Annotated in this window: 21 protein-coding genes; 11 read left to right on the forward strand and 10 right to left on the reverse strand. The window is 63.7% G+C overall.

Translation table 11 applies throughout. The features are described from left to right. The first annotated feature begins 1 nt into the window (after position 1). The 4 genes from LCM24_RS08585 to LCM24_RS08600 all read left to right on the forward strand — a co-directional run bounded on the left by LCM24_RS08585 (position 2) and on the right by LCM24_RS08600 (position 2,277). Positions 2–556 carry a hypothetical protein gene (locus tag LCM24_RS08585; RefSeq protein ID WP_224803653.1) on the forward strand — a complete coding sequence of 185 codons (555 nt, stop codon included), beginning with the start codon at positions 2–4 and terminating at the stop codon, positions 554–556. A 107-nt stretch (positions 557–663) separates the two neighbouring features. Further along, entirely contained in the window at positions 664–1,125 is a 462-nt protein-coding gene (locus LCM24_RS08590) for a Dps family protein (protein WP_224803654.1), read from the forward strand. 73 nt (positions 1,126–1,198) lie between these two features. Next, positions 1,199–1,819: a 6-phosphogluconolactonase gene (locus LCM24_RS08595; protein ID WP_224803655.1), complete on the forward strand. Its 621-nt coding sequence runs from the start codon at positions 1,199–1,201 to the stop codon at positions 1,817–1,819. Next, entirely contained in the window at positions 1,807–2,277 is a 471-nt protein-coding gene (locus LCM24_RS08600) for an NUDIX domain-containing protein (RefSeq protein ID WP_224803656.1), read from the forward strand. Before LCM24_RS08595 ends, LCM24_RS08600 begins: the two co-directional genes overlap by 13 nt. Here LCM24_RS08600 and dinB read toward each other — a convergent pair. After that, the gene (gene dinB, locus LCM24_RS08605) at positions 2,274–3,392 is read right to left on the reverse strand and encodes a DNA polymerase IV (RefSeq protein WP_224803657.1); all 1,119 of its coding nucleotides are present in this window, start codon (positions 3,390–3,392) and stop codon (positions 2,274–2,276) included. The two genes, LCM24_RS08600 and dinB, sit on opposite strands and share 4 nt — an antisense overlap. Before the next feature lie 65 nt (positions 3,393–3,457). Here dinB and LCM24_RS08610 point away from each other — a divergent pair, with 65 nt between their 5' ends. Beyond that, positions 3,458–4,723 carry a multidrug effflux MFS transporter gene (locus LCM24_RS08610; protein WP_224803658.1) on the forward strand — a complete coding sequence of 422 codons (1,266 nt, stop codon included), beginning with the start codon at positions 3,458–3,460 and terminating at the stop codon, positions 4,721–4,723. On the opposite strand, the gene LCM24_RS08615 is transcribed toward LCM24_RS08610, so the two are convergent. From LCM24_RS08615 to crtY, 6 genes are read right to left on the reverse strand one after another with little or no spacing between them, the layout of a single operon-like run. Further along, entirely contained in the window at positions 4,720–6,270 is a 1,551-nt protein-coding gene (locus LCM24_RS08615) for an acyl-CoA carboxylase subunit beta (RefSeq protein WP_224803659.1), read from the reverse strand. The genes LCM24_RS08610 and LCM24_RS08615 overlap by 4 nt on opposite strands. 56 nt (positions 6,271–6,326) lie before the next feature. Next, on the reverse strand, positions 6,327–8,198 hold the full coding sequence (locus LCM24_RS08620) for an acetyl/propionyl/methylcrotonyl-CoA carboxylase subunit alpha (protein WP_224803660.1): 1,872 nt from the start codon (positions 8,196–8,198) through the stop codon (positions 6,327–6,329). A 52-nt stretch (positions 8,199–8,250) separates the two neighbouring features. After that, on the reverse strand, positions 8,251–9,237 hold the full coding sequence (locus LCM24_RS08625; RefSeq protein ID WP_224803661.1) for a phytoene/squalene synthase family protein: 987 nt from the start codon (positions 9,235–9,237) through the stop codon (positions 8,251–8,253). Between the two features lie 29 nt (positions 9,238–9,266). After that, the gene (locus LCM24_RS08630; protein ID WP_224803662.1) at positions 9,267–9,848 is read right to left on the reverse strand and encodes a TIGR00730 family Rossman fold protein; all 582 of its coding nucleotides are present in this window, start codon (positions 9,846–9,848) and stop codon (positions 9,267–9,269) included. Further along, entirely contained in the window at positions 9,845–11,386 is a 1,542-nt protein-coding gene (locus LCM24_RS08635; protein WP_224803663.1) for a phytoene desaturase, read from the reverse strand. The genes LCM24_RS08630 and LCM24_RS08635 overlap by 4 nt, the downstream gene beginning before the upstream one ends. Next, a complete protein-coding gene (gene crtY / locus LCM24_RS08640) occupies positions 11,383–12,567 on the reverse strand; it encodes a lycopene beta-cyclase CrtY (RefSeq protein WP_224803664.1) in 1,185 nt (394 codons plus the stop codon). The genes LCM24_RS08635 and crtY overlap by 4 nt, the downstream gene beginning before the upstream one ends. A gap of 124 nt (positions 12,568–12,691) precedes the next feature. Here crtY and LCM24_RS08645 point away from each other — a divergent pair, with 124 nt between their 5' ends. Continuing rightward, on the forward strand, positions 12,692–13,576 hold the full coding sequence (locus tag LCM24_RS08645; protein ID WP_224803665.1) for a MipA/OmpV family protein: 885 nt from the start codon (positions 12,692–12,694) through the stop codon (positions 13,574–13,576). Here the strand turns inward: LCM24_RS08645 and LCM24_RS08650 are convergent. Both LCM24_RS08650 and LCM24_RS08655 read right to left on the reverse strand, forming a co-directional pair. Further along, positions 13,573–14,094 carry a hypothetical protein gene (locus LCM24_RS08650; RefSeq protein ID WP_224803666.1) on the reverse strand — a complete coding sequence of 174 codons (522 nt, stop codon included), beginning with the start codon at positions 14,092–14,094 and terminating at the stop codon, positions 13,573–13,575. The genes LCM24_RS08645 and LCM24_RS08650 overlap by 4 nt on opposite strands. A 73-nt stretch (positions 14,095–14,167) precedes the next feature. After that, positions 14,168–16,228, reverse strand: a complete 2,061-nt coding sequence (locus LCM24_RS08655) for a S9 family peptidase (protein WP_224803667.1) — start codon at positions 16,226–16,228, stop codon at positions 14,168–14,170. Between the two features lie 122 nt (positions 16,229–16,350). On the opposite strand from LCM24_RS08655, the gene LCM24_RS08660 reads away from it, so the two are divergent. The 4 genes from LCM24_RS08660 (at position 16,351) to LCM24_RS08675 (ending at position 21,659) form a co-directional block, all read left to right on the forward strand. Then, entirely contained in the window at positions 16,351–17,625 is a 1,275-nt protein-coding gene (locus LCM24_RS08660; protein WP_160594247.1) for a metal-dependent hydrolase family protein, read from the forward strand. Between the two features lie 120 nt (positions 17,626–17,745). Beyond that, the gene (locus LCM24_RS08665; RefSeq protein ID WP_224803668.1) at positions 17,746–19,566 is read left to right on the forward strand and encodes a DUF885 domain-containing protein; all 1,821 of its coding nucleotides are present in this window, start codon (positions 17,746–17,748) and stop codon (positions 19,564–19,566) included. A gap of 22 nt (positions 19,567–19,588) precedes the next feature. Continuing rightward, positions 19,589–21,385 (forward strand): DUF885 domain-containing protein, encoded by a 1,797-nt coding sequence (locus LCM24_RS08670; protein WP_224803669.1) that lies wholly within the window; start codon positions 19,589–19,591, stop codon positions 21,383–21,385. Positions 21,386–21,509: 124 nt separating this feature from the next. Continuing rightward, entirely contained in the window at positions 21,510–21,659 is a 150-nt protein-coding gene (locus LCM24_RS08675) for a hypothetical protein (protein ID WP_224803670.1), read from the forward strand. A gap of 96 nt (positions 21,660–21,755) precedes the next feature. Here the strand turns inward: LCM24_RS08675 and LCM24_RS08680 are convergent, their stop codons facing one another. Beyond that, positions 21,756–23,279, reverse strand: a complete 1,524-nt coding sequence (locus tag LCM24_RS08680; protein WP_090477938.1) for an alanine/glycine:cation symporter family protein — start codon at positions 23,277–23,279, stop codon at positions 21,756–21,758. A gap of 239 nt (positions 23,280–23,518) precedes the next feature. On the opposite strand from LCM24_RS08680, the gene secE reads away from it, so the two are divergent. Beyond that, positions 23,519–23,725, forward strand: a complete 207-nt coding sequence (gene secE / locus LCM24_RS08685) for a preprotein translocase subunit SecE (RefSeq protein ID WP_090477939.1) — start codon at positions 23,519–23,521, stop codon at positions 23,723–23,725. The last annotated feature ends 26 nt before the right edge of the window (positions 23,726–23,751 follow it).

Consider the following 23,751-nt stretch of genomic DNA (forward strand, 5'->3'; position numbering starts at 1 on the left):
GATGAGCGCGCTGCTGTTCGCCCTTGTCGCGGCCTTCGCGCTCTCGGTCGGCGCGCGCGACCAGCTGCTGATCGCGGATCTGCGCGCCCGACTGGGGCGATCGCCCGGCCTTATTGCGACAGGAGTGGCTGTGGCGGCCGCGACGGGGGCACTGGCCGGGTGGGCCGGCGGCAGGTTCGCCGCCTTGCTGTCGGTCAATACGGCGCAGATGTTCGTCGCGATGGCCCTGCTGTTGGCGGCGGTCGAACTCGCGTGGCCCATTCGCGGCAAGCCGCCTGCGGAACCGACCCGTTCGCTCTTCGCCATCGGGCTCGCTCTGGCATTGCGCCAGCTTACCGATGCGGCGCGCTTCGTGGTCTTCGCGATTGGTGCGGCGCTCGCCTTCCCGCAAATGGCAGCGCTCGGCGGCGCATTGGGTGGAGTGGCGGCGATTGCGACCGGCTATGCGCTTGGCGAGAGGCTCCGCCTGCTACCCCATCGCGCGGTTCGACTGGGTTTGGCGGGCATCATCTTCATCGCTGCGATAATAATCGGATTTTCCGTTCGCTTCGTCTGACAAGGATCGTTTATTCCGATCTCTGCAACAGCCAAAGACCATGAAACCCTTCGTCCTTCCTCCCGTTGGTTGGGTGTACACTTCACAACTCACGAAGGGGATTTTCCATGGCCGAACTCGGCAACAATTCGAAAGCCGGTCTCGTTACCGCGCTCAACGGCGCACTGGCCGACACGCTGGCGCTCTACATGAAAACAAAGAACTTCCACTGGCATGTCGCAGGCCCGCGCTTTCGCGACCTGCACGTCCTGTTCGACGAGCAGGCCGCCCAGCTGATCGCCACTGTCGACGATCTGGGTGAGCGCGTGCGCAAGAACGACGAATACACGCTGACCTCGATCGGCTCGGTCGCCAGCGAGACCAAGATCGCCGACCAGGACGACGTCACGCTCACTGCGGACGCGATGGTCAAGGAATTGCGCGACGACAACCGCAAGCTTCACGACCGTCTCGGCAAGGTGAAAGAAGAAGCCGAAACCGCCGGCGACAACGCGACCAGCGGCATCGTCGATGACTGGATCGACCAGTGCGAAGAGCGCATCTGGTTCCTCAACCAGACCAGCAAGTAAGCTTCGCAAGAAAATACCAATTCACAACCCGTTCGCACCTTGGGTGCGGGCGGGTTTGTTGTATGTGTGAGCGATGGCAGACGTAACGATCATTGAACGGGCTAGCGACGAAGCAATCGCCGACTGGCTCGCCGCACGGTTTTCCGAGGCACTGGATGGAGGGGATGGGCCGGTCACGATCACCGTCCCCGGCGGTTCGACCCCTTTCCCGATTATAGAGAAGCTGCTCGAACACGACCTCGATTTCTCGCGGCTGGTCGTATGGCCGAATGACGATCGCATCGTTCCCGAAGATCACGACGCGTCGAACACGGGGAAGCTGAGCGCCCTGTTCGAACCGGCCGGCGCGGAAGTGGTGACGCTGACGATCATGGAAGCAGTCCCGCACTTCGATCTTGCCTGGCTCGGCATGGGCGCGGACGGTCACATCGCTTCGCTCTTTCCCAACACCGATCCGCAGCTCGATGAAGAGCGGCGGATCATCCGGCTGACGCCCGATCCCCTGCCGCCGGAAGCTCCGTTCGACCGGATCAGCCTGACGCTGCCGTCGTTGCTCGATTCCGCCCAGATCGCCTTCGTGATCCGCGGTTCGGACAAGCGCACGGTTTTCGACGATGCCGTGTCCGGCCAGAGCGACCTGCCTGTCGCACGGCTCCTCAAGGGTGCGAGCCAGCCCGTCACATGCTTCACCTGATCCCGGCGCCGCTGCACCGGCTCGCCCTTCGCATCGCTTACCGCTTGCGCGCGCGCCTGCGCAAATCCACCGGCACGACCCGCGACGGGGTGAGCGTGATCGTGCGTGACCTCGACGGGCAATTGCTCCTCGTGCGCCACAGCTATGGTCCCAAAGGCTGGTTTTTCATCGGTGGCGGCATCGATCGCGGTGAAACGGCGGAACAGGCTGCGCGGCGCGAGATGCGCGAAGAGGTCGGCTGTGAAGCGACCGCGATCAGGCTTATCGGTACGATCAAAGAAGAACTGTCGGGCGCCGCGCATACAGCGCATATCTTTGCTGCCGTCATCGACGACCTGCCCAGACCCGATGGCCGCGAGATCGTGGAAGCGCGGTTCTTTCCCACTCATTCGCTGCCCGAACCGCTGAGCTCGCGCACGCGCGAGCGGCTGGCCCTGTGGCGCTCCAACGCCGCCTAGAGCAGGCTCAGCTGCGCGTCGGGGCGCCGTGGTTCTTCCTCTTCGTCCTTTTCGAGCTTTGACAGTGTCAGCCCCATCAGCCTGATCGGCATGGGCAGCGGAAGAACCTCTTCGAGCAGGATGCGGGACACGCTCGCGAACTCCTCCTTGCCGGTGATCGGGCGGGGCACGGACTTGGCCCGGCTGAAGATTTGGAAGTCGGTGTATTTCAGTTTCAGGGTGACCGTGCGCCCGCTTGCTTCGGCGCGCTCGATCCGCTCCCAGACGATGTCGATGATGTTCTCCAGCGTCTCGCGCAGTTCGCCGCCGGAGGAGATGTCGCGGCTGAAAGTGCGTTCTCCACCCACAGATTTGCGGGTCCGGCTGGCGCGCACCGGGCGCAGGTCGATGCCGCGCGCGGCGCGGTAGAGATAGTCTGCGAAACTGCCGAAATGGGCGCGCAGCCACTCGATATCCTTGGCGGCGAGGTCCGCACCCGTCGCTATGCCGAGGCGGGTCATCTTCTCCTCCGCCTTCGGACCGACGCCGTGAAACCGCCTGACGGGCAGGGACTGGACGAAATCGGCGCCCTGGCCCGGGCGAATAACGCATAACCCGTCGGGCTTGTTCTGATCGCTGGCGAGCTTGGCGAGGAACTTGTTGTAACTGACCCCGGCGCTGGCGGTCAGCTTCGTCTTGGCGCGGATTTCCTGCCGGATCAGTTCGGCGATGCGGGTCGCGCTGCCAATGCCCAGCCGGTCTTCGGTCACATCGAGATAGGCTTCGTCGAGGCTAAGCGGTTCGACCAGTTCGGTGTGGTGGCGGAAAATCGCCCTGATCTGCTGTGAGACCTCGCGGTAGACGTCGAAGCGGCTCTTGCAGAAGATTAGGTCGGGGCACAGCCGCTTGGCCGTGACCGAGGGCATGGCGCTGCGCACGCCGAACTTGCGCGCTTCGTAGCTGGCCGCGGCCACCACGCCGCGCCCGCTCGCCCCGCCGACTGCCACGGGCTTGCCGCGCAAGTCCGGATTGTCGCGCTGTTCGACGCTGGCGAAGAAAGCATCCATGTCGACATGGATGATCTTGCGCAGGCCATCGGCCTCCTCGTCATCATCCCTGTCCTGCGCTTCGCTCATGCCCAAACAGATAGCGATACGGGTTGCAAAGCGGAACCTTGTGCGGCACCCGCCATTTTGTGCAAATGCGAAACGATCAACTTGCGACGGGCGAACGCCCCCTTGCCGGGGCCGCCAGCCGCGCGCCCATTGGCGAGCGCGAGCTGATCTGGATGATGGCGCTGCTGATGGCGCTCAACGCTTTCGGTATCGACGCCATCCTCCCCGCGCTCGACGCACTGGCGACCGACCTGGGTGCGCAGGGCAACAACCGGCAATTCGTGGTCGGTGCCTATTTGCTCGCAGCAGGGATCGGTACGCTGGTGCCGGGTGCCTTCGCCGACCGCTATGGGCGCAGGCCCGTGCTGTTCGTGGCGCTGTTCCTCTACATCACGCTTTCGATCGCCTGCGCGCTGGCCAGCACATTCGACATGCTGGTGGTGTTGCGCGCGGCGCAGGGCTTTTTTGCAGCCGGAATCATCGCCCTGCCGCCCGCGATCATTCGCGACCGGGTGGGCGGCGACAAGATGGCGCGCATGATGAGCCTGATTTTCGTGATCTTCCTACTCGTCCCGGCAGTTGCGCCCAGCATCGGGCAGGGTGTGCTCGTCCTGATGGGCGACTGGCGCTGGATCTTCGCCAGCATGGCGCTGGCGGGCGTAGTGATGAGCGCGTGGGTCTATTTCCGCCTGCCGGAGACGCTGCACGAGGAAGACCGGCAGGAAATCCGCATCGGCCCGATTGCGCGCAACATGAAGAGCGCGGTCACCTTGCGCGAAACCATCGGCTACACGCTTGGCAGCGCGCTGGTCTTCGGTGGTCTGTTCGGCTTCATCAATTCCTCGCAGCAGCTGATCGGCGAGGCTTTCGGGGCGGGCGACCGCTTCCCGCTGATCTTCGCCATCTGCGCAGGCTGCATGGCGCTGGCCAATTGGTCCAACAGCCGGATCGTCGAACGTTTCGGCGCGCGCAAGGTCAGCCACGCAGCGTTGTTCGCCTTTATCGCGGTGGCGGCGGCGCAGCTCTATTTCGCCAACCAGCCCGACGAAACGCTGTGGACTTTCGTCCCGCTGATGGCGGCGAACATGAGCCTGCTCGGCTTCATCGGGGCGAATTTCGGCAGCATCGCCTTGCAGCCCTTCCGCCACATCGCCGGCGCGGCGTCTTCGGCGCAGGGATTCCTGCGCATGACCAGCGGCGCCTTGCTGGGGGCCTTCGTCGGCTATGCCTATGACGGCACGGCCCGCCCGCTGGCCGCAGCGCTGCTGGTCACCGCGGTATTGAGCCTTGCTTTCGTGCTGTTCTCCGAACGCGGGGAACTGTTCGGCGAAAAGATGCCCGAAGACGCCTAGGCTTCGGCGTGCAAGCGTCGCCAGGCGAGATCGGCGAATTCACATAACAAGGGCCGCGTATCGCGCGGGTCGATGATGTCCTCGACATTGAAGCGCTCGGCGCTGCGGAAAGGCGATGTGACCTTGTCCAGCCGTTCGCGGATGGTGGCGAGTTCGGCTTCCGGGTCCTCCGCCGTTTCCAGTTCCGATTTGTAGGCCACCTCCAGACCGCCAGCGATGGGTAGCGAACCCCAATCGCCCGACGGCCAGCAAAAGCGGTACTGGTACGTCTCCGCATTGCTCATCGCGCTACCCGCAATGCCATAGGCGCGGCGCAGCACGACCGAGGCGAGCGGGACGCTGGCCTTGTAGATCGCATTCATTGCCTGCACGCCGTAACGGATGGTGCCCGCCATTTCCGCCTCGCGCCCGATCATGAAACCGGGGTTGTCTACGAGATGGACGATCGGCAGGCGGAACTGGTCGGCCAGCTTCACGAAGCGTTCGACCTTTTCGGATGTTTTTGCCTCCCACGATCCGCCGAGATAGGAGGGATCGCTGGCAAGCACCGCGACCGGCCAGCCGTCGAGCCGGGCGAGGGCGGTGATGCAGGCGCGGCCCCACATGCGGCCGATTTCGAATACGGTGCCCTGGTCGAACACCATCTCCATGCAGCGGCGCATGGAATAGACCTGCTTGTCCTCGCGCGGGACGAGGGAGAGCAGCGCTTCCTCGCGGCGGTGGGCCGGATCGGTGCAATTGGATCGGCGCGCGAACTGGCCGACGTGTTCGGGCATGAAGGAAAGGAAATGGCGCGCACGGGCGAAGGCTTCGGCCTCGCTTACCACCTCGTCGTCGATCACGCCGTTGCGGGTATGGATGCCGCTGCCGCCGAGGTCTTCCTTGGCCTGGTTGTGATCGGTCGATCCCTTGTAACTGTCGCCGAGACCGTCGACCACGGCGGGGCCGGCGGCGAAGATCTGGCTGAGGCCCTTAACCATGACCGAATAATGGCTCGCCACCGCACGCGCCGCGCCAAGCCCGGCCGTCGGGCCGAGCGCGAGGGCGACGACAGGCACGGTATCGAGGTTCTTCACCACGTCCGACCATCCCGGCACGGCGGGGATATAGGTCGCGCCGATCTGTTCGAGCGTCTTGACGCTGCCGCCACCGCCCGTGCCGTCGATCATGCGGATGATGGGCAGCTTGAGCTCGTGCGCCATCTTTTCGGCCTGCACCATCTTGCGGGAAATCCCTGCATCCGCCGCGCCGCCGCGAATGGTGAAATCGTCTGCCGTGGCGACGACCGGACGCCCTTCGACCAGCGCCTTGCCGAAGAGGAAGGGGGCGGGGAGGATACCGGCAAGGTCGCCGTTTTCGTCATAGCTCGCCTTGCCCGCGATCTTGCCGATTTCGCGGAAACTGCCGTCGTCGACCAGCGCGGCGAGCCGGGCGCGGGCATCCATCTTGCCGCGCGCGTGCTGGCGCGAGACCTTTTCCTCGCCGCCCATCTGTTCGGCGAGCGCCTCGCGTCGGCGCAATTCGTCGAGTTCGTCCTGCCAGCTCATGCGTGCCCTCTCTCCTCATTGGACACGCTTGCAAGGGTCGGAGCGAAAGGGAAGCCTTATTCTTCTTTCGGCTCGACAACCGCCAGCACGGCCTCGACCTGGACCTGGCCGCCTGTCGCAGCGGATAGCTCGATCACGGTCCCGTCGAAGGGCGCTGTGAGGGCGTGTTCCATCTTCATCGCCTCGAGCACCATCAGCCGCTGGCCTGCGCTGACAGTGTCGCCCTCGGCCACATCGACCGCGATGACCTTGCCCGGCATGGGAGCGAGGATGGCGCCGTCGCCGGCCGCAGCGGCGCCAGAGCCGCGAGACTGGCGTTCGAAGACGAAACTCTGCCCGTCGGCGAAGACGACTGCGCGCTCGGGGTCGACGAATCCTGTTGCCAGGCTGTCGACATGCGACGCAGCCGCGCTGACTGTACGCGTCTCGCTCTTGTGCGTGAGCGTTGCATTGAGCCTGCCCGGCGCATTGAGGCGCAGGCCGATCGGCAGGTCTTCGTGTTCTTCCGTTTCGGCAAGCGCGATAAAGTCGGCAGCGGTCTGCCAGATATCGCCATCAGCCTCGTCTGCCGACACCAGCGTGTTGAGCTTCGCTTCGATGAACCCGGTGTCGAGGTTCGCGTCTTCGAAATCCTCGTCGCGCAGGCAATTCGCTATGAATGCCGCATTGGTTTTCACCGGCCAGATTTCGACGCTTTCGGCGATGTCGGCGAGCTGGTCGATGGCCTCGGGGCGCGTCTCACCCCAAACGACGAGTTTGGCGACCATCGGATCGTAGTACGGCGAGATCATATCGCCTTCTTCGACGCCCGTTTCGATCCGCCCTTCGACACCGAGATCGAAATGGTCGAGCCTGCCGGTCGAGGGCAGGAAGCCACCTCCCGGGTCTTCGGCATAGAGGCGCGCCTCGATAGAATGGCCGTCGATGAAGAGATCGTCCTGCTTCAACGGGATCGGCTCGCCGCTTGCCACGCGTAGCTGCCACTCCACCAGGTCCACACCGGTGATCTCTTCGGTCACCGGGTGTTCGACCTGCAGGCGCGTGTTCATCTCCATGAAGAAGATGCGGTCGGCGCGCAGGCCTTCGCTGGCGTCGGCGATGAATTCGATCGTGCCTGCGCCTTCGTAATCGACCGCCTTGGCGGCGCGCACGGCCGCGGCGCAAATTTCCTCGCGGGTGGCCTCGTCCATGCCGGGGGCGGGGGCTTCCTCGATCACTTTCTGGTGGCGACGCTGGAGCGAGCAATCGCGCTCGAACAGGTGGACGACGTTCCCGTGGCTGTCGCCGAAGACCTGCACCTCGATATGACGGGGCGAGGTGATCCACTTTTCCAGCAGCACCTCGTCGTTGGAGAAGCTGGCCTTGGCCTCGCGCCGGCAACTTTCGAGCGATGCTTCGAAATCGGCTGCGGCATCGACCTTGCGCATGCCCTTGCCGCCGCCTCCTGCGACCGCCTTGATCAGCACGGGATAGCCGATGGCGTCGGCCTCTTGCTTCAGGCGCTCTACCGACTGGTCCTCGCCCTCGTAGCCCGGTGTGACCGGCACGCCTGCCTCGCGCATAAGCTTTTTCGCGGCATCCTTCAGGCCCATGGCATCGATGCTGGACGGTTTGGGGCCGACCCAGATCAGGCCTGCGTCAATGACCGCCTGCGCGAACCCTGCGTTCTCCGACAGGAAGCCGTAACCGGGATGGATTGCCTCGGCACCGGTCTGCTTTGCCGCAGCGATGATCTTCTCGCCAACCAGATAGCTTTCCGCTGCTGGCGAGGGGCCGATATGCACCGCCTCGTCCGCTTGCCGCACGTGCAGCGCCTTTGCATCGGCGTCGGAATAGACCGCCACGGTGGCGATGCCCATTTCACGCGCGGTGCGAATGATCCGGCAGGCGATTTCGCCGCGATTGGCGATGAGGAGTTTCGAAATCATACGAATGCGCGCTAGCCGTAGCGGCCAGATCCATCAAGCGCCTGGCGTCACGCTACCAACCGGCGACGGGCCTGAAATCGTGGCGCGACCAGATGATCGGTTCATGTGGCCCTCTCGGACGGTTCCATAGCGCTTCGAAAAAAGCGGTGGTCACGTGCCAGCTTTTCTCCAGGCCGCCGACGCGTACGCGCTTGTTCCAGGCCAGCTGGCCGCGACCAAGCACCTTGCGCCCGATCGCGCCGTAGATATTGGCCGCCGCAAGCACGGCCCAGCGTTGGCGGAAGCGCAGCTTCTTCGCGCCGAGCTTCGATGCCGCCTCGTGCTTTTCCATCAGCGCGATGAGGCGCGGCATCAGGCTGGCGAGCTTGAAGCGGTTTTCGGGAAGGGCATGTTCACCCGCTTCCCAGTCCAGTTCGGCCAGCCACGTCGCTGGCAGGTAGCAGCGTCCGGCTTCTGCATCCTCGGTAATGTCGCGCGCGATATTGGCGATCTGGAAGGCAAGGCCGAGGTCGCAGGCGCGGTCGAGCGTTTCGCCGTCGTCCTTGGGCACGCCCATGATCACCGCCATCATGATGCCGACCGATCCGGCCACATGATAGCAATAGCGCATCATGTCGGCCTCGGTACGTGGCTGCCAGCGGGTGGCGTCGAGCGCGAAGCCGCCGATCATGTCGTTCGCCATGTCCCAGTCGAGCCCGCACTCGTCGGCCACCAGGCCGAAGGCATCGAAAGCGAAGTCTGCCGTGGGCTGTTCGTCCAGCGCGCGCCTGGTCAGCACGCGGATCGCCTGGACGCGGTCTTCGGCGCTTTTGAGATCGCCCTGGTCGCCCAGCGGACCGCCCTTGTCCTGGTTGTCGGCGATATCGTCGCACCGGCGGCACCAGGCGTACAGAAGCCATGAGCGTTCGCGCGTCGTGCGGTCGAACAGCTTCGAGGCCGCGGCAAAGCTGTGCGAGCCTTCCGCAATCGCCTCATACGACTTGGCGACCAAAGCGGCACGCTCGCGCCCGCCACCGGCACGCGCCGGAGTGACGCGCAAATTGCTCGTGGTAAGGGGGCGCTGCGCGCTCAGAGGTCTTCCGCCTTCATCTTGAAGATCGGGGTATGCGGCGAATAGCTTTCCATCTGCTGAAGCAGGCCGCTTAACGAGGTGTCGTGCACGAGGATGCCCTGGTGCGCAGGCCGCACGAAGCCGACGTCCGCCATCTTGCGGTTGAAGGCGATGAGTTCATCGTAAAAGCCGAATGCGTTGAGCAGGCCGACCGGATTGGAATGATAGCCCAGTTGCGCCCAGCTCATCGCTTCCCACAGCTCGTCCATGGTGCCGACGCCGCCGGGAATGGTGATGAACCCGTCGCTGAGATCGGTGAAGCGCTGCTTGCGTTCATGCATGCCGCCGACGGTGTGCAGTTCGGTGCAATCGTGGTTCGCGACTTCCGAATTGGCCAGCGCTTCGGGGATGATGCCGATCACTTCGCCGCCCGCTTCGAGCGCGCCGCGCGCAGTCGCGCCCATCAGGCCGAGCCTGCCGCCACCATAGACGACGCCGATCCCGCGCTCCGCCAGGCCGGCGCCTACATCATAGGCAAGCTGGATGTAACGCGGATCTTCAGGCGAAGCGGAACCGCAATAAACCGCTAGTCTCTTCATTTTTCGAGCAAATCCTCAATCATGAGCCCCGCGGTCGCCTTGGCGCTGCCGACCACGCCGGGGATGCCGGCGCCCGGGTGCGTGCCTGCGCCCACGAGGTAGAAATTATCGATCACGTCGTCGCGATTGTGCCCGCGGAACCATGCGCTCTGCGTCAGCACCGGTTCGAGGCTGAAGGCGCTGCCCATATGGGCGTTGAGGTCCATCGCGAAATCGCGCGGCGCGTAGTGGAACTTGGTCTTGATCCGGCCATGGAGGTCCGGGATCAGGCGGCGCTCGACCTCGTCGAGGATGCGCTTTTCCAGGATCGGGCCCATCTCTTCCCAGTCGACCGACAGCTTGCCCATGTGGGCGACGGGGACGAGCGCGTAGAAGGTGCTCATGCCTTCGGGCGCCATACCGGGATCGGTCACGCTGGGGTGGTGGAGGTAGATCGAGAAATCCTGCGGCAGGACGCCGTGATCGTAGATGTCTTCCAAGAGGCCCTTATAGCGCGGGCCGAACAGGATCATGTGATGCGGGATGCCCGGCCAGGTGCCCTCGATGCCGAAATGGACGACGAAGAGACCCGGCGAAAAGCTCTTGCGCGACAGCGACTTGGCGTAGCTCTTGCCGCGTTTCGTTTCGCCCAGCAGGTCCTTGTAGCTGTGCATGATGTCGGCATTGCTGGCGACTGCGTCGAAGCGCTCCTTCCAGCCCGAATGGGTTTCCACCTCGCTCGCCCGGTTGCCCAGCGTGTGCACCTGGACGACGGGATCGTGGAGGCGAACAGTGCCGCCGATCCGCTCGAAATGTTTCACCATGGCGGCGATCAGCCGGTTGGTGCCGCCCTTGGCCCACCAGACGCCGCCGTCCTTTTCCAGCTTGTGGATGAGGGCGTAGATGCTGCTGGTCTTCATCGGGTTGCCGCCGACGAGAAGGGTGTGGAAGCTCAGTGCCTCGCGCAGCTTCTCGTTTTCGACATAGCTCGACACCATGGAATAGACGCTGCGCCACGCCTGCTTCTTGGCCAGCGCGGGAGCAGCCTTGAGCATCGACTTGAAGTCGAGGAAGGGCTTGTGGCCCAGCTTGACGTAGCCTTCCTCGTAGACGCCTGCCGAATATTCGAGGAAGCGCTGGTATCCGGCGACGTCCGCAGGATTGAGCTGCGCGATTTCGCCGAACAATTGCTCTTCGTCGTTGGAATAGTCGAAGTTCGTCCCATCGGGCCAGTTGAGCCGGTAGAAGGGCATGACCGGCATGATCTCGATGTCGTCGGCCATGTCGTGACCGCTCAAGGCCCACAATTCGCGAAGGCAGTCGGGATCGGTGATGACGGTGGGGCCGGCGTCGAAGGTGAAGCCGTCCTTCTCCCAGTAGTATGCGCGGCCACCCGGTTTGTCGCGTGCCTCGATTACCGTGGTTGCGATGCCTGCCGACTGGAGACGGATGGCGAGCGCAAGACCGCCGAAACCCGAACCGATCACGCAGGCGGTGCGGCCCGTGTGCGGTATCTCGGTAGCGTCGGAAGGGGCGGGGGGTGTCGTCTCGGCGTTCATCGATGGTTCTCATGGACGAGCGGCGCGCCCTTGCCAAGCAAGGCCGTTACCGCGCGGGAAATTGGAACGGGCGGTTTGCCCGAGAGGATGCGCAGCTTGTCGAAGCGGGTCGAGCGCGCGGCATAGAACCGCTCGATCAAAGGCTCCGGCAGTCGATAGAAGCGCTCGAACACACGGTATCGTTCCTCCGGAATGGCCGCATCGAACAGCATTTTTCCCAGGAGCCGGTAAAAGCGTGTTCCACGCCAGTGGTCATGTGCGCGTTTCCCGACGAAATCGGCGAGTTCTGGGCCGGGCAAATGCGCTGCCCCGGCAATGGCCAGCGCGTTCGCAGCGGCGACCGGCATGGTGTAGCTGGTGAGCGGATGGACGAACCCGCCGCGAGCGCCCGACAGCGCCACGCCGGGCTGCTGGAGTGAAGCGCGATAAGCGCCAAAATCGCCGCCGGTGATGACGGGCAGGACGCCGTTTTCCTCGTGGATCACCTCGGCGCTCCAACCCTTGGCCTTGGCGTAATCCTCGATCCGCCGCGCCAGCATTTCCCGGTCGAGAACCGGACTGTCGGCGTAATACGTATCCTCGACGAAGATTTCGTTCTCGCCGAGCGGCAGCAGGTAGATGAAGCGATAGGCGCCGGGCTGATCGACCGTCGCGTCCATGATGACGGGACGCTCGATCCCGTGCGGTGCCCGGGTGCGAAGGTGCTGGCCGAGGAAAACCTGCCAGCCGCCGGCAAGATGCTCGCTCGGCACGGCATCGCGGCAATCGATTACGGCGCGCGCCTTGATCGCCGAGCCATCGCCGAATTTTACCCTGTTCGCGTCAAGGTGGGTGGCGCGCTTTCTCGTGAGGATCGCGTCCTGCGGCAATTGGCGGCGCAGGTGCGCATCGAAATCACGGCTGTCGAGGGAGCGGTAATTGGCGGCCAGCTGGCGCGTGTGGGCCGGAAACCGCACTTCATTGCCACCGGTCCAGCTTGTCGCCGTGAAGCCGGAGAGCAGGTCCGTCGCCTCCGGTCGGAGGTCATGCTCGAACCAACTCCAGCGATGATTGCCGCCGAAACTCTCGCCCGCTTCCACCAGTGCGATGCGCATAGTCGGGTGCGCACGATGGATGGCGAGCGCGGTCAGGCCCCCGGCCAGTCCGCCCCCGACAATGGCAATATCGTATTCGCGCCCCATGAGGACCACCGCTTACGTCCCGTGGCCCTGCGCGGCAATCGGTTTTGCCCGACACGGCATTGTTCGTGGAACGCCTGCGGGACACGGTCGTTTGGCGGACAAGGGCAATTCGAGGGAAATTCCAATGAAATACGTCGCAATCCTTGGCGCAGCCGGCTTGGGCCTGTGTGCCGCCGCTCCTTTGGCAGCACAGGACTATGCCGAGGTCGAAGGTGCGCCCGGCGGGCCGCCATCCACCGTTTTCGACGGCGATTTCCTGAGCGTGGGCGTGGGTGTCGGCTACAATGCGAGCTATTCCGGCAGCGACGATTACAATCTAAATGTCCTGCCGATCGTGCAGGGTTCTGTCTGGGGCATCGACATCAATCCGCGCCCGGCGGGCCTTGCGCTCGACCTCATGCCCGATGCCGACGATGCGAAGGTGAACTTCTCCGCCGGACCCATGTTCCGACTGCGCAGCGACCGCGTCGATGCGGAGGATATCAACGACGATATCGTCGCTTTGTATGGCGAACTTGATCGCGCAGTCGAAATCGGCGGCAGCTTCGGCGTGTCATTTCCCCAGGTGCTCAACCCCTTCGACAGCCTGAGCGTCAATGTGGACGCGACATGGGACGTCGCGGGCGCTCACAATGGCATGACGATAAGTCCCTCGGTCACCTATTTTACCCCGCTCAGCCGCGCGACGGCCGCCTCGTTGACGCTGAGCACCAGCTTCATCGACGACGATTTTGCGGACTATTATTATTCGGTTCCGCCGGTGAACGCGCTAGTTGCCGAAGAGGCTTTGCTGCCCGGCTTCCAGGCCGAAGGCGGGATGCAAAGCTATGGGATCAACCTGTTTCTCGCACACGATCTCAGCGGTGATGTGACCGATGGCGGTTTATCGGTGATCGGGATCGGCGGCTGGTCGAAGCTGGTCAATGATGCTGCCGATACGCCGTTTACGAGCATTCGCGGCGATAACGACCAGTATTTTGTGGCCCTGGGCGTGGGCTACACCTTCTAGGATTTACGTTCGCCAGCCAAGCGGTTGTGCTTTTCGGCCAGCGCCTGCGCCCGCTCTATCCGCTCGCGGAACTTGCCTTCGAAGGGATCGCCTGCGGAGATCGGTTTCGTACGCACGCCCGCCAGGTCTAGGCCATAGAGCTTGTCGTTGGAGCCCATATAGGCCTTGGCCGGCACGCCTTCGCCACCCAAGTCGTCCAGCAGGTGCTCGATGCCGGAAGTGCTGACGCTCACCAGCCACTCGCCATAGCTGGTCGCGAATATGAGGTAGACGCTGCCATCGTCTCCGGTCGGAGTATAGAACAGGCGAGCCGTACCCTTACGCTCCCGTCCGCCTGCATAGGCGCGCCTTCGCTGGATACCCAGCCAGATGTTGTAGATGCCGGCCCAGACCAGGATCGCCCCGAAGAGGACGAAGATTACGCCGAGAACGGTCGGGATCTCCTCAAGGTCGGGAAACATCCCGAGACCGGCCGCGATCATGGCCAGTCCGATGACGATGCTCAGTAATCCGATCATGGCCTGCCAACTCCGCAACTTGGAATTGGCAGGCCATTAGCACGATCGGGTTAAGGCTTTCGCCTTTTTTCGGTCAGTCGCCCTTCGACGCGGTGCCGACAGTGCCGTCGGCAAGCTCGGGACGGCTGTCGGGCATGGCCGCGTCGCGGTCGCCCGTCTTCAGGTAGGTATCAAACCAGCGCATCATGCGCAGGTTGTAGTCGTAGCGTGCCGCTGCCTTGCGGTTGCCGTGGCCCTCACCCGGATAGAGCACCAGGCGTACGGGCACGTCGGGCTTGCGCACCTTCATCGAGCGATAGAGCTCGTAGCTCTGGCTGGGCGCGACGCGCGTGTCTTCCGCGCCGTGCATGATCAGGAGCGGCGTATTGGCCTTGTCGACGTGATAGATCGGCGAGACTTCGAGCATCTTCTGCCAGTCGTCCCACGGCCAGGCGCGGCTGTGAACATTGTACATTTCGTACGGGATGTCGGTCGTGCCGAATTTCGAGATCTGGTTCGAAATGCCGACGAACATCACGCCCGCCACGAACTCGTCGCTGAAATAGGTCGAAGTCCATGCGGTCGCATAACCGCCATAGGAACCGCCGGTCACACCGACGCGGTCGGCATCGGCCACGCCCGCTTCGACAAGCGCGCGCTTCGCGTCCACCAGATCGGTGAACTCGGGGTCGGTATAGCGGCCCTGGTGCTGCTTGGAGAAAGCCGTGCCGTAGCCGGTCGATCCGCGATAGTTCGGCAGGAAGACCGCATAGCCCTGGCCTGCTGCGACCTGGCCCGGCTTGGAGTAGGCGGTCTGCCAGCCATTGCTGTCATGCGCTTCGGGGCCGCCATGAACGTTCAGGATCAGCGGAGCGCCACCGCGAGGTGCGCCGCCGACCGGCTCGATCAGGACGCCTTCTACCTGCTGGCCGTCACGCGCGGTGAAGGTGAATGCCCGCTGTTCGCCAAAATCGATTTCCGACAGCCAGCTGTTATGCTGTGTCCAGCGCTGGAATGCGCCGTTGTTCCACACGAACAGTTCGGTCGGGTGCTTCGGGCTGCTCGCCTCGACGGCGATGACATTGCCGCCGGCTTCGACGCTGCTGAGGACCAGCGCGCCGCCATCATGTTCCTCGGCGACGGAGCCATCGGCGTTGTAGACGCGCAGCGAAGACTGAACACCCGTATGAATGACTGCGGCAAGGCGGCCGTCGGGAAGCCATTCGGCATCGACGGCTGCTTCTGCGGCACCGGCGTTGAGCGCGCGGTAGTTACCCGTTGCCACGTCGACGAGGTGCAGCGTCGTGTCGGCGGGGTCATTCATGTCGACGCCGGCGATCATGGACAGCTGCGTGCCGTCGGGCGAAATCTCGATATCGCCGAGCTTGCCCGGCGTTTCGACCACGTTGAGCACCTTGCCGCTGGTAAGGTCGATGATGTGCGCGCGCTTCGAGGTGTATTCGTCGTCGATCTGCGGCGTGGGCGCGCTTTCGACGACGCCGGTCGTGCCGTTCGGCGCGACGTGGAAGCCGCTGACATAACCCGGAATGGTCAGTTCGGTCGGCTCGGCATCGACTTCGCCGCCGACCTTGGCTGCGAACAGGCGGTTGAGGCGTGCTTCTTCTTCATAAACGATCGCATTGAAGCCGGCCTTGGACTGCTTTTCGCGGTCCTTGTCGTCTTCGGCCGAAGCCAGCATCCAGATCGCCGAGCCGTCCGGAGCCCAGGCATAGGACCGCACGCTGGCATCCTTTACCGCGGCGAGCTTGCGGTGCGCACCGCCGTCTACCGGGATGCCCCAGACCGCGCGGTCCTCGTCTCCGTCTGCCCAGACGAAGCTGATCATACGGCCGTCGGGCGAAAAGGCGATGCCCGACACGCTCATGTCTTCGGGCAGGAATTCGCGCGCATTGGCAGGGCCATAGGCGACATTCAGCTGCTGCGTGGTGGAACCGTTTTCCTCGCCTTCGGTGACGTCGGGCAGGCTTGCGGTGGTGTAGGCGATGCGGCTGCCATCGGGCGAAACGGCGACCGTGCCGACGCTTTCGAGCGCGGCGACGTCTTCGGGCGTCATGGGGCGCGCCTGTGCCTGTGCGGAAATGGAAGCTGTGGCAAGCAGGCCGGTGGCAACTGCAAGGCGACGAAGGGTAATCAAGATGTTCTCTCCTGCAAGAATCTTCTGCCCGGCTACATAGCGATAGCGCGGCGAAGGGCAAACCGGGGCTTGTCGGCGGCGGGTCGTGCAGGCATCACGGGCCAGCAAGAGGAGAGGAATTCATGCGAAAACTGATCACGGGCCTTGCCGCAAGCGTGCTGGCGGCGGCAACGCCGCTCGCTGCCCAGACCACCGTCATCCATGCCGACGGAGTAGTGACCGATGCCGACAGCGCTCCGCTGGGGCGGTCGACAGTGACCGTGACCGACGGCCGGATCGTCAGCATCGTGGATGGCTGGCAGGCCGTGCCCGAAGGCGCCGAGATGGTCCATCTGGAAGGCAAGACGCTGGTGCCGGGCCTGATCGACCTGCACACGCACCTGTCCGGCGATCCGAGCGGCGAGTTCTGGCGCGCGGCGGTCCAGCCGCCCGAATGGTATTCGCTGGTGGCAGCCAAGAATGCGCGCGTTACCGCCAAGGCCGGTTTCACGACCGTTCGCGATCTTGGCGCGCGGAGCGACCAGGTCATGCAATCGCTGCGCCGCGCGACGGCCGAGGGAATGCTTCCCGGGCCGCGCATCGTCACGTCAGCGCGCACCATCGCGATCGTCGGGGGGCATGGCGACATCAACGGCTTCCGCCGCGAAGTGAACGACGCACTCGGCACCTCCTTTGCCTGCACCGGCGCGACCGAGTGCGCGGAGAAGGTGCGGCTGGCATCGAAATACGGTGCCGATCTCATCAAGATCACCGCGACCGGCGGCGTGCTGAGCCAGCAGGGCCGCGGGCTCGAAGCGCATTTCACTTTCGACGAGATGAAGACCATCGTCGATACGGCGCACTCGCTTGGCCTCAAGACCGCAGCGCACGCGCACGGTGCGCGCGGCATCGAACTGGCGGCGCGTGCCGGAGTCCAGACGATCGAGCACGGCACCTATATCGATGAACAGGCGGCCAAGGTGATGCGCGAGAACGGCACCATCCTCGTGCCGACCCTCATGGCATTCCAGGGCATCAAGGAGAACCTTGGCAAGGGCTTCTACACGCCGGTTGTCGAAGACAAGATCCGCGCCGTCAGCGCCTATGCCGAGACAATCGTCGAACGTGCGCGCAAATGGGGCGTGACCATGGCATTCGGTACCGATGCCGGCGTGTTCCCGCACGGCGACAATGCCGGCGAACTCGCGCTGATGCGCAAGGGCGGCATGAGCGATGCGCAGGTGCTCGCCAGCGCCACCACGGGCGCGGCAAAGGTGCTCGGTATGGAGAACGAAATCGGCCGCATCGCGCCGGGTTTTTCCGCCGACATGGTTGCGGTTGACGGAAACCCGCTCGACGATGTCAGCGTGCTCGAGGACACCGGCTGGGTCATGGTTCGCGGCCGCGTCATCGAGTGAGGGGCCGCCCTCGGCGCTCGTCCCTGATCGACCATCTTCGGTCGCCGGTCCGTTTGTCGCTTGTCGCGGCGGTCCGGCAGGCATAGGCCGCTGCCAGAATCGAGACAGGGACTTTACGCAATGAATTTGCTTCGCACCGCGCTGATCGGCGCATCCGCACTCACGCTTTCCGCTTGTGCGAGTGTCCCGCCCCTTGGGGAGGCACCGACGGTCTCTGCAAGCGACGAGGCCAGCGAGCATGACCGCCTGTTCGGCCTGTTCGAAGACGCGGACGAGCGGGACCTGGCCCTCAACCCCCTGTCGGCGCTGTTTCGCGGCGATACGCGCTATGCGGACAGGATCGGGGACTACTACACCGACGCCTACAACGATGCCTCGCGTGCAGATGCGCAGCTCAACCTTGCAAAGCTGGCCGAAATCGATCGTAGCAAACTGTCCGAAACCGACCGGATCGCTTACGATGTCTTCGCCTACAACCAGCGAGAGGCGCTGGCCGGGTTGACGCCTCAGATACTTGCCGTGACCGAGGTGCGACCGGTCAACCATTTCACCGGGTTTCACACCTTCTATCCCAGCTTCGCGAGCGGGCAGAGCGCGGCACCGTTCGCGACCCTCGAAGACTACGAAAACAATCTGAAGCGGCACGCCGACTATGCCGAGTTGACCGACCGCATGATTGCGCGTTTTCGCGAAGGGATGGACAGCGGCGTACTGGAAACGCAGCTGACCATCGGCAACGTGATCAGCCAGCTCGACACGCAATTGGCCCTCGACATCGAGGAGTCGCCATTCTGGATGCCGGTGACGAACTTCCCGGAGGAATTCTCGCAAGCCGACAGGACCCGGCTGGAGGCCGAGTATCGCACCGGCATCGAGCAGGTTTACGCCGCGCATGAACGCCTGCGCGATTTCCTGCGCGACGAGTATTACGCTGCCGCCCGCGAAAGCGTGGGCCTGTCGCAGATGAAGGGCGGCGAAGCTCTTTACCGCCAGCTCGTCGAAGAAACGACCACTCTGCCGCTGGAGCCCGACTACCTCCACGATCTCGGATTGTCGGAAGTTGCCCGGATCAAGACCGAGCTGGAAAAGGTGAAGGCCGAGGTCGGCTTTACAGGCACGCTCAATGAATTCTTCGACTATGTGCGCACCGATCCCAAGTTCCAGCCGGAAAGCCGCGAAGCGCTGACGCAGACCTATTACGATATCGGCGCGCAGGTGGATGCGAAGATCCCGGAGTATTTTTCGCTCACGCCCAAGACCCCGCTCGAGATCAAGCCTTACGAGGAATATCGCGAGAAGTTCGAGGCAGGTGGATCCTACCAGAGCGGTGCAGCGGACGGATCGCGCCCGGGCACGTTCTATTTCAACGCCTATGACCTCCCCAGCCGACTGACGACCGGCAATATGACGCTGTACCTGCACGAAGGCGCGCCGGGGCATCACTTCCAGATCAGCCTGGCGCAGGAAAACGAGGCACTGCCGGCGTTCATGCGCTTCGGCGGAACGACGGCCTATATCGAAGGCTGGGCGCTCTATGCCGAGACCCTCGGGTACGAGATGGGCTTCTTCGACGATCCGTGGAACCGGTACGGCACGCTTCAGGACGAACAGCTTCGCGCCATGCGGCTGGTGGTGGACACGGGCCTTCACGCCAAGGGCTGGAGCCGGGAAAAGGCCATCGACTTCATGCTGGAAAATTCCGGCATGACGCGCACGGAAGTGGTGGCCGAGGTGGAACGCTACATCGCCATTCCCAGCCAGGCGCTTGCCTACAAGGTCGGTGCGCTGAAAATCCAGGAATTGCGGGCCAAGGCAGAAAGCGCGCTGGGCGATGCTTTCGACATACGCACATTCCATGCCCAGGTGCTCGATAGCGGCGGTCTGCCGCTGCCGGTGCTGGAAGCAAAGATCGACCGCTGGATCGCGGCTGGCGGCAAGTAAGAACGAATACAGGAGAGGCACTATGAAAATGACCGCAACGCGCACTGCGCTGGCCCTGGTGATGGTATCGGGCCTTGGCGCCTGCACTGCCGCAACGAACGGCATCGAAAGCGCCGCGCAGGCCGTGGGCGAAAGCGCATCGCAAGCTGTCGCTGCCGCGGCGCTGGACGAACTGCTGGTCCGCAGCGAGGCCGCCTATCTCGATCGCAACCCGGTCGCAGCGTTTTTTCGTAGCGATTTCTCCGATGCCGACCGGCTGGGCGACTTCTCGCCAGCCTATTACGCCAAGGAGCGCGCTGCCGCCGAGGCAGATCTTGCCGCCCTGCGCCTCATCGACCGCGCCGCGCTGAGCCAGACCGACCGGATCGTATACGATACGTTCGAATACACGATGGAACGCCGGATCGCGGAAACCGCGCCGGATGTTTTGCCGACCGTCCTCGCAACGCCCCTCGATCACTTTCGCGGGCTTCACGTGTTCTACCCGCGCTTCTCCGCCCCCGGCGCCCTGATGCCGTTCGATACGGTCAAGGATTACGAGAATAACCTCTCGCGTCACCGCGATGCCGCCAAGATCATCGACCAGATGATCGCGCGCATGCGGACAGGTGCCGCGCGCGGCATTACCGTGCCGAGCCTGACGGTCGAGATCATGATCAAGCAGTTCGATACGCAGCTCAATGCGCCGGACGACAAGAACCCCTATTACGCGCCTCTGGCGGCATTCCCGAGCACCTTCGCAGACGAGGAGAAGCGGGGCCTCACCGCGGCCTATCGCGAGACAGTTCAGGGAACTCTCTTCCCCGCGATGAAGCGCATGCGCGATTTCCTCGCGGAGGAATACCTGCCCGTCGCGCGCGAGACGATTGCGGCGACCGCCAATCCGGGCGGCGATGCCTATTACAGCTACCGCATTCACGAAATGACGACGCTGCCGCTGACGGCCGAGGAGATCCACCAGACCGGCCTTTCCGAAGTTGCGCGCATCAACGCAGCCATTGCCGCAGCGAAAGCCGAAGCAGGGGATCGCACGGCGCCGACCTACACCACCAAGGCCGAATTGCAGGAGGCGTGGTACGAAGTCGCCAGGGAAGTCGATCCCCTGATGGATCGCCTGTTCCTGAACCAGCCCAGGACGCCGCTGCGCATCGAGCCTTACGAGGAATATCGCGAGGCCTTCAATCTTGCCGCATCCTACATGGCAGGCAAACCCGACGGGACGCGGCCGGGGACCTTCTATTTCAGCGGCTACAACGTGGCGGAGCGCAATCTCGGCACGTCGATCAACCTCTACATGCACGAAGGCAATCCGGGCCACCACTTCCAGACGATGCTCGCCTTCGAGAATGAGGAACTGCCCGATTTCATGCGCTATGGCGGGTTCACCGCCTTCAGCGAGGGCTGGGGCCTCTACGCCGAGAGCCTTGGCTACGAACTGGGCCTTTACGACGATCCGCTTGACCGTCTTGAAGCGTTGCAGGGGGGCGAGTTGCTGCGCGCGGTGCGGCTCGTCGTCGATACCGGGATGCACGCCAAGGGCTGGAGCCGCGAGCGGGCGATCGAATACATGGTCGACAACGGCCAGGCGCGCGACTTCGCCGAAAGCGAAACGGCCCGCTACATCGTGATGCCCGCCCAGGCGCTGGCCTACAAAACGGGCGAATTGAAGATCAAGCAGCTGCGCGCCAAGGCAGAAGCGGAATTGGGCGACGATTTCGACGTGCGCCGTTTCCATGACCAAGTGCTGGCGACGGGCGATGTTCCGCTCGAAGTGCTCGAGGCGAAGATCGACGACTGGATCGCAAGCGGCGGAAAGTAGGCGGCGAGGCGAGTCCCGCAACGGGACAAGCCCCTGCCTGCGCAGCAGAATGTCGGGAACCGGATTGGCGACTAGGGGGTTTTACGCGGCAGGACGGTGGGAAAGTATTTCATGGAGGTAACCCATGTCGAGCTTGTCCTTCCATAGTAGCCGCCCCGATCGGTGGGTTAAGCCCAAGGCCTATAGCGACGCGTCCCTGCGCTATAAGCACCACGGCAAGATCCTCCCGATGGAGCAGCCGGGTTTCTTCGCCCGCCTGTTCGGGGCTCGCTAAGCGGTTCAGTCTCAAGGACACCCGTAAAAGGGAAGGGGCCGGAGGTCGAAAGACCCCCGGCCCCTGATTTTTGTGCCTGCGAAAGGCCGGAAGAGGTCAGTACTCTTCCGGTTCCTCCGGCGTGTCGGCCGTGTGCGTGGGGCCGGCATCCTTCTCGCCCCGGGCCAGCTTGAACACCACGCCGCTGAGCAGTGCGAGGGCGAGCAGGTTGGGCAGCGCCATTGCGGCATTGGAAATGTCGCCGAGGCGCCAGACCAGTTCGGAAGGCTGCGCCGCGCCAAGGAAGATCACCACGCACCACAACACGCGCCACGCCATGTGCAGCTTCTTCTCGCCCGAGCGGGTCGAACCCTTCATCCGGTCGTAGAGGAAGGTGATCGCCCGTTCGCCGTAATAGGACCACGTCAGCAGCGTGGTGAAGACGAACAGGATCAGCGCGATTGAGGCCACCAGCGTGCCGATGGGGACGCCTGCCAATGTGAACGGGAAGGCGGCGGCAAAGGCGCCGCTCGTCATCTCGAACCCGACGCGGTCGGATTGCCATGCGTGCAGCACTGCCTCGCCGCCCGCGGTAAAGTCGCCGCGCACGGTCAGGATGACCAGTGCGGTCATGGTGCAGATCACGATCGTGTCGATGAACGTGCCGAGCATGGCCATGCGGCCCTGCGTTTCGGGATCGTTCGTCTGTGCCACGGCGTGGGCGATGGCGGTCGAACCCTGGCCCGCCTCGTTGGAGAACAGGCCGCGTGCGACACCGGCGCGGATGGCGATGATGATCGCCGCACCGACGAAGCCGCCGCTGGCCGCCTGCGGATTGAACGCGCCGTTGAAGATCAGCGAGAAGGTTTCACCCAGGTCGCCGAAGTTCAGGATCAGCGCGATCACGGCCATGACGATGTAGGCCGCCGCCATGAAGGGCACGACCTTTTCGGCAACGTTGCCGATCGACTTGATGCCGCCGATGATGACGATGAACACCAGGATCGCGACGATCAGGCCGCCGAGCCACTCCTCGATGCCGAACAGCTCGTTGAGGCCGTCGGCCACGGCGTTCGCCTGGATGGAGTTGCCGGTGACCAGCGCGGAAAACAGCGTGCCGAGGCAGAACACCACGGCCAGCCAGGTCCACTTCTTGCCCAGGCCCATCATGATGTAGGTCATCGGACCGCCGCGCAGCACGCCGTCGCTGGTGCGTTCGCGATAGCGGATCGCCAGCGAACCTTCGGCGAAAGCCAGCGCCATGCCGAACAGGGCGGTGATCCACATCCAGAAGATCGCCCCGGGCCCGCCCAGCGCGATGGCAGTCGCCACGCCCGCAAGGTTACCCGTGCCGACCTGTCCGGAAAGCGCGGTTGAAAGCGCGGCGAAGGGCGAGATTTCGCCTTCGCCCTGGCTCTTGCGTCCTGCAAACAGGCCCTTGAAGGCGCTGCCGAGCTTGATGATCGGGTAGAATCGCAGACCGATCATGATCCACAGGCCGATGCCCAGCAGGATGATGGTCATCGGCGGGAAGGGGAGCACTTCCACCCCGTTCCACGTACCTACCCAGATGAAATCGGATACATTGGTGACCGGCTCTACCAGCCGATCGCCAAGACTTGGTGCCTGGCTTGTTGCCATGGTGAGAAAACCCCTCTCGCGTCCCTTGAAATCAAGTCGCGCACGCTAGAGATGCTTGGCCGCCTTGGAAAGACGCAAAAGCGCGCCTCTCCCCCGCTTGCGTTTTGCGCGGGTGGAGCCTACATGGCTTGTCGTCTTCCGACATCGATGATGGATACAGCCCCTCCCGGACTTGAACCGGGGCGGCGAAACCCCCATCCCGGAAGGCACGAGCAGTTCAAGTGCGAGAGTGACAGGCCATGGCCGACAAAGGAAACAAGACTTCCCCCGCCGAATTCATCCGGCAGGTGCAGACCGAAGGCCGCAAGGTCGTTTGGCCGACGCGCGAAGAGACGATCCGCATCTCGATCTTCGTTTTCATCATGATGGTGATCCTCTCGCTCTTCTTCCTCGGCGTGGATTCGGTGTTCAGCGCGGTCGTGCGCTGGCTCATGACCCTCGCCTGACAGGCATAACGGCCCGACAAGACCCT

This window comes from Qipengyuania aquimaris (assembly GCF_020171965.1).
In the GTDB taxonomy this organism is placed as follows: Bacteria; Pseudomonadota; Alphaproteobacteria; order Sphingomonadales; family Sphingomonadaceae; genus Qipengyuania; species Qipengyuania aquimaris_A.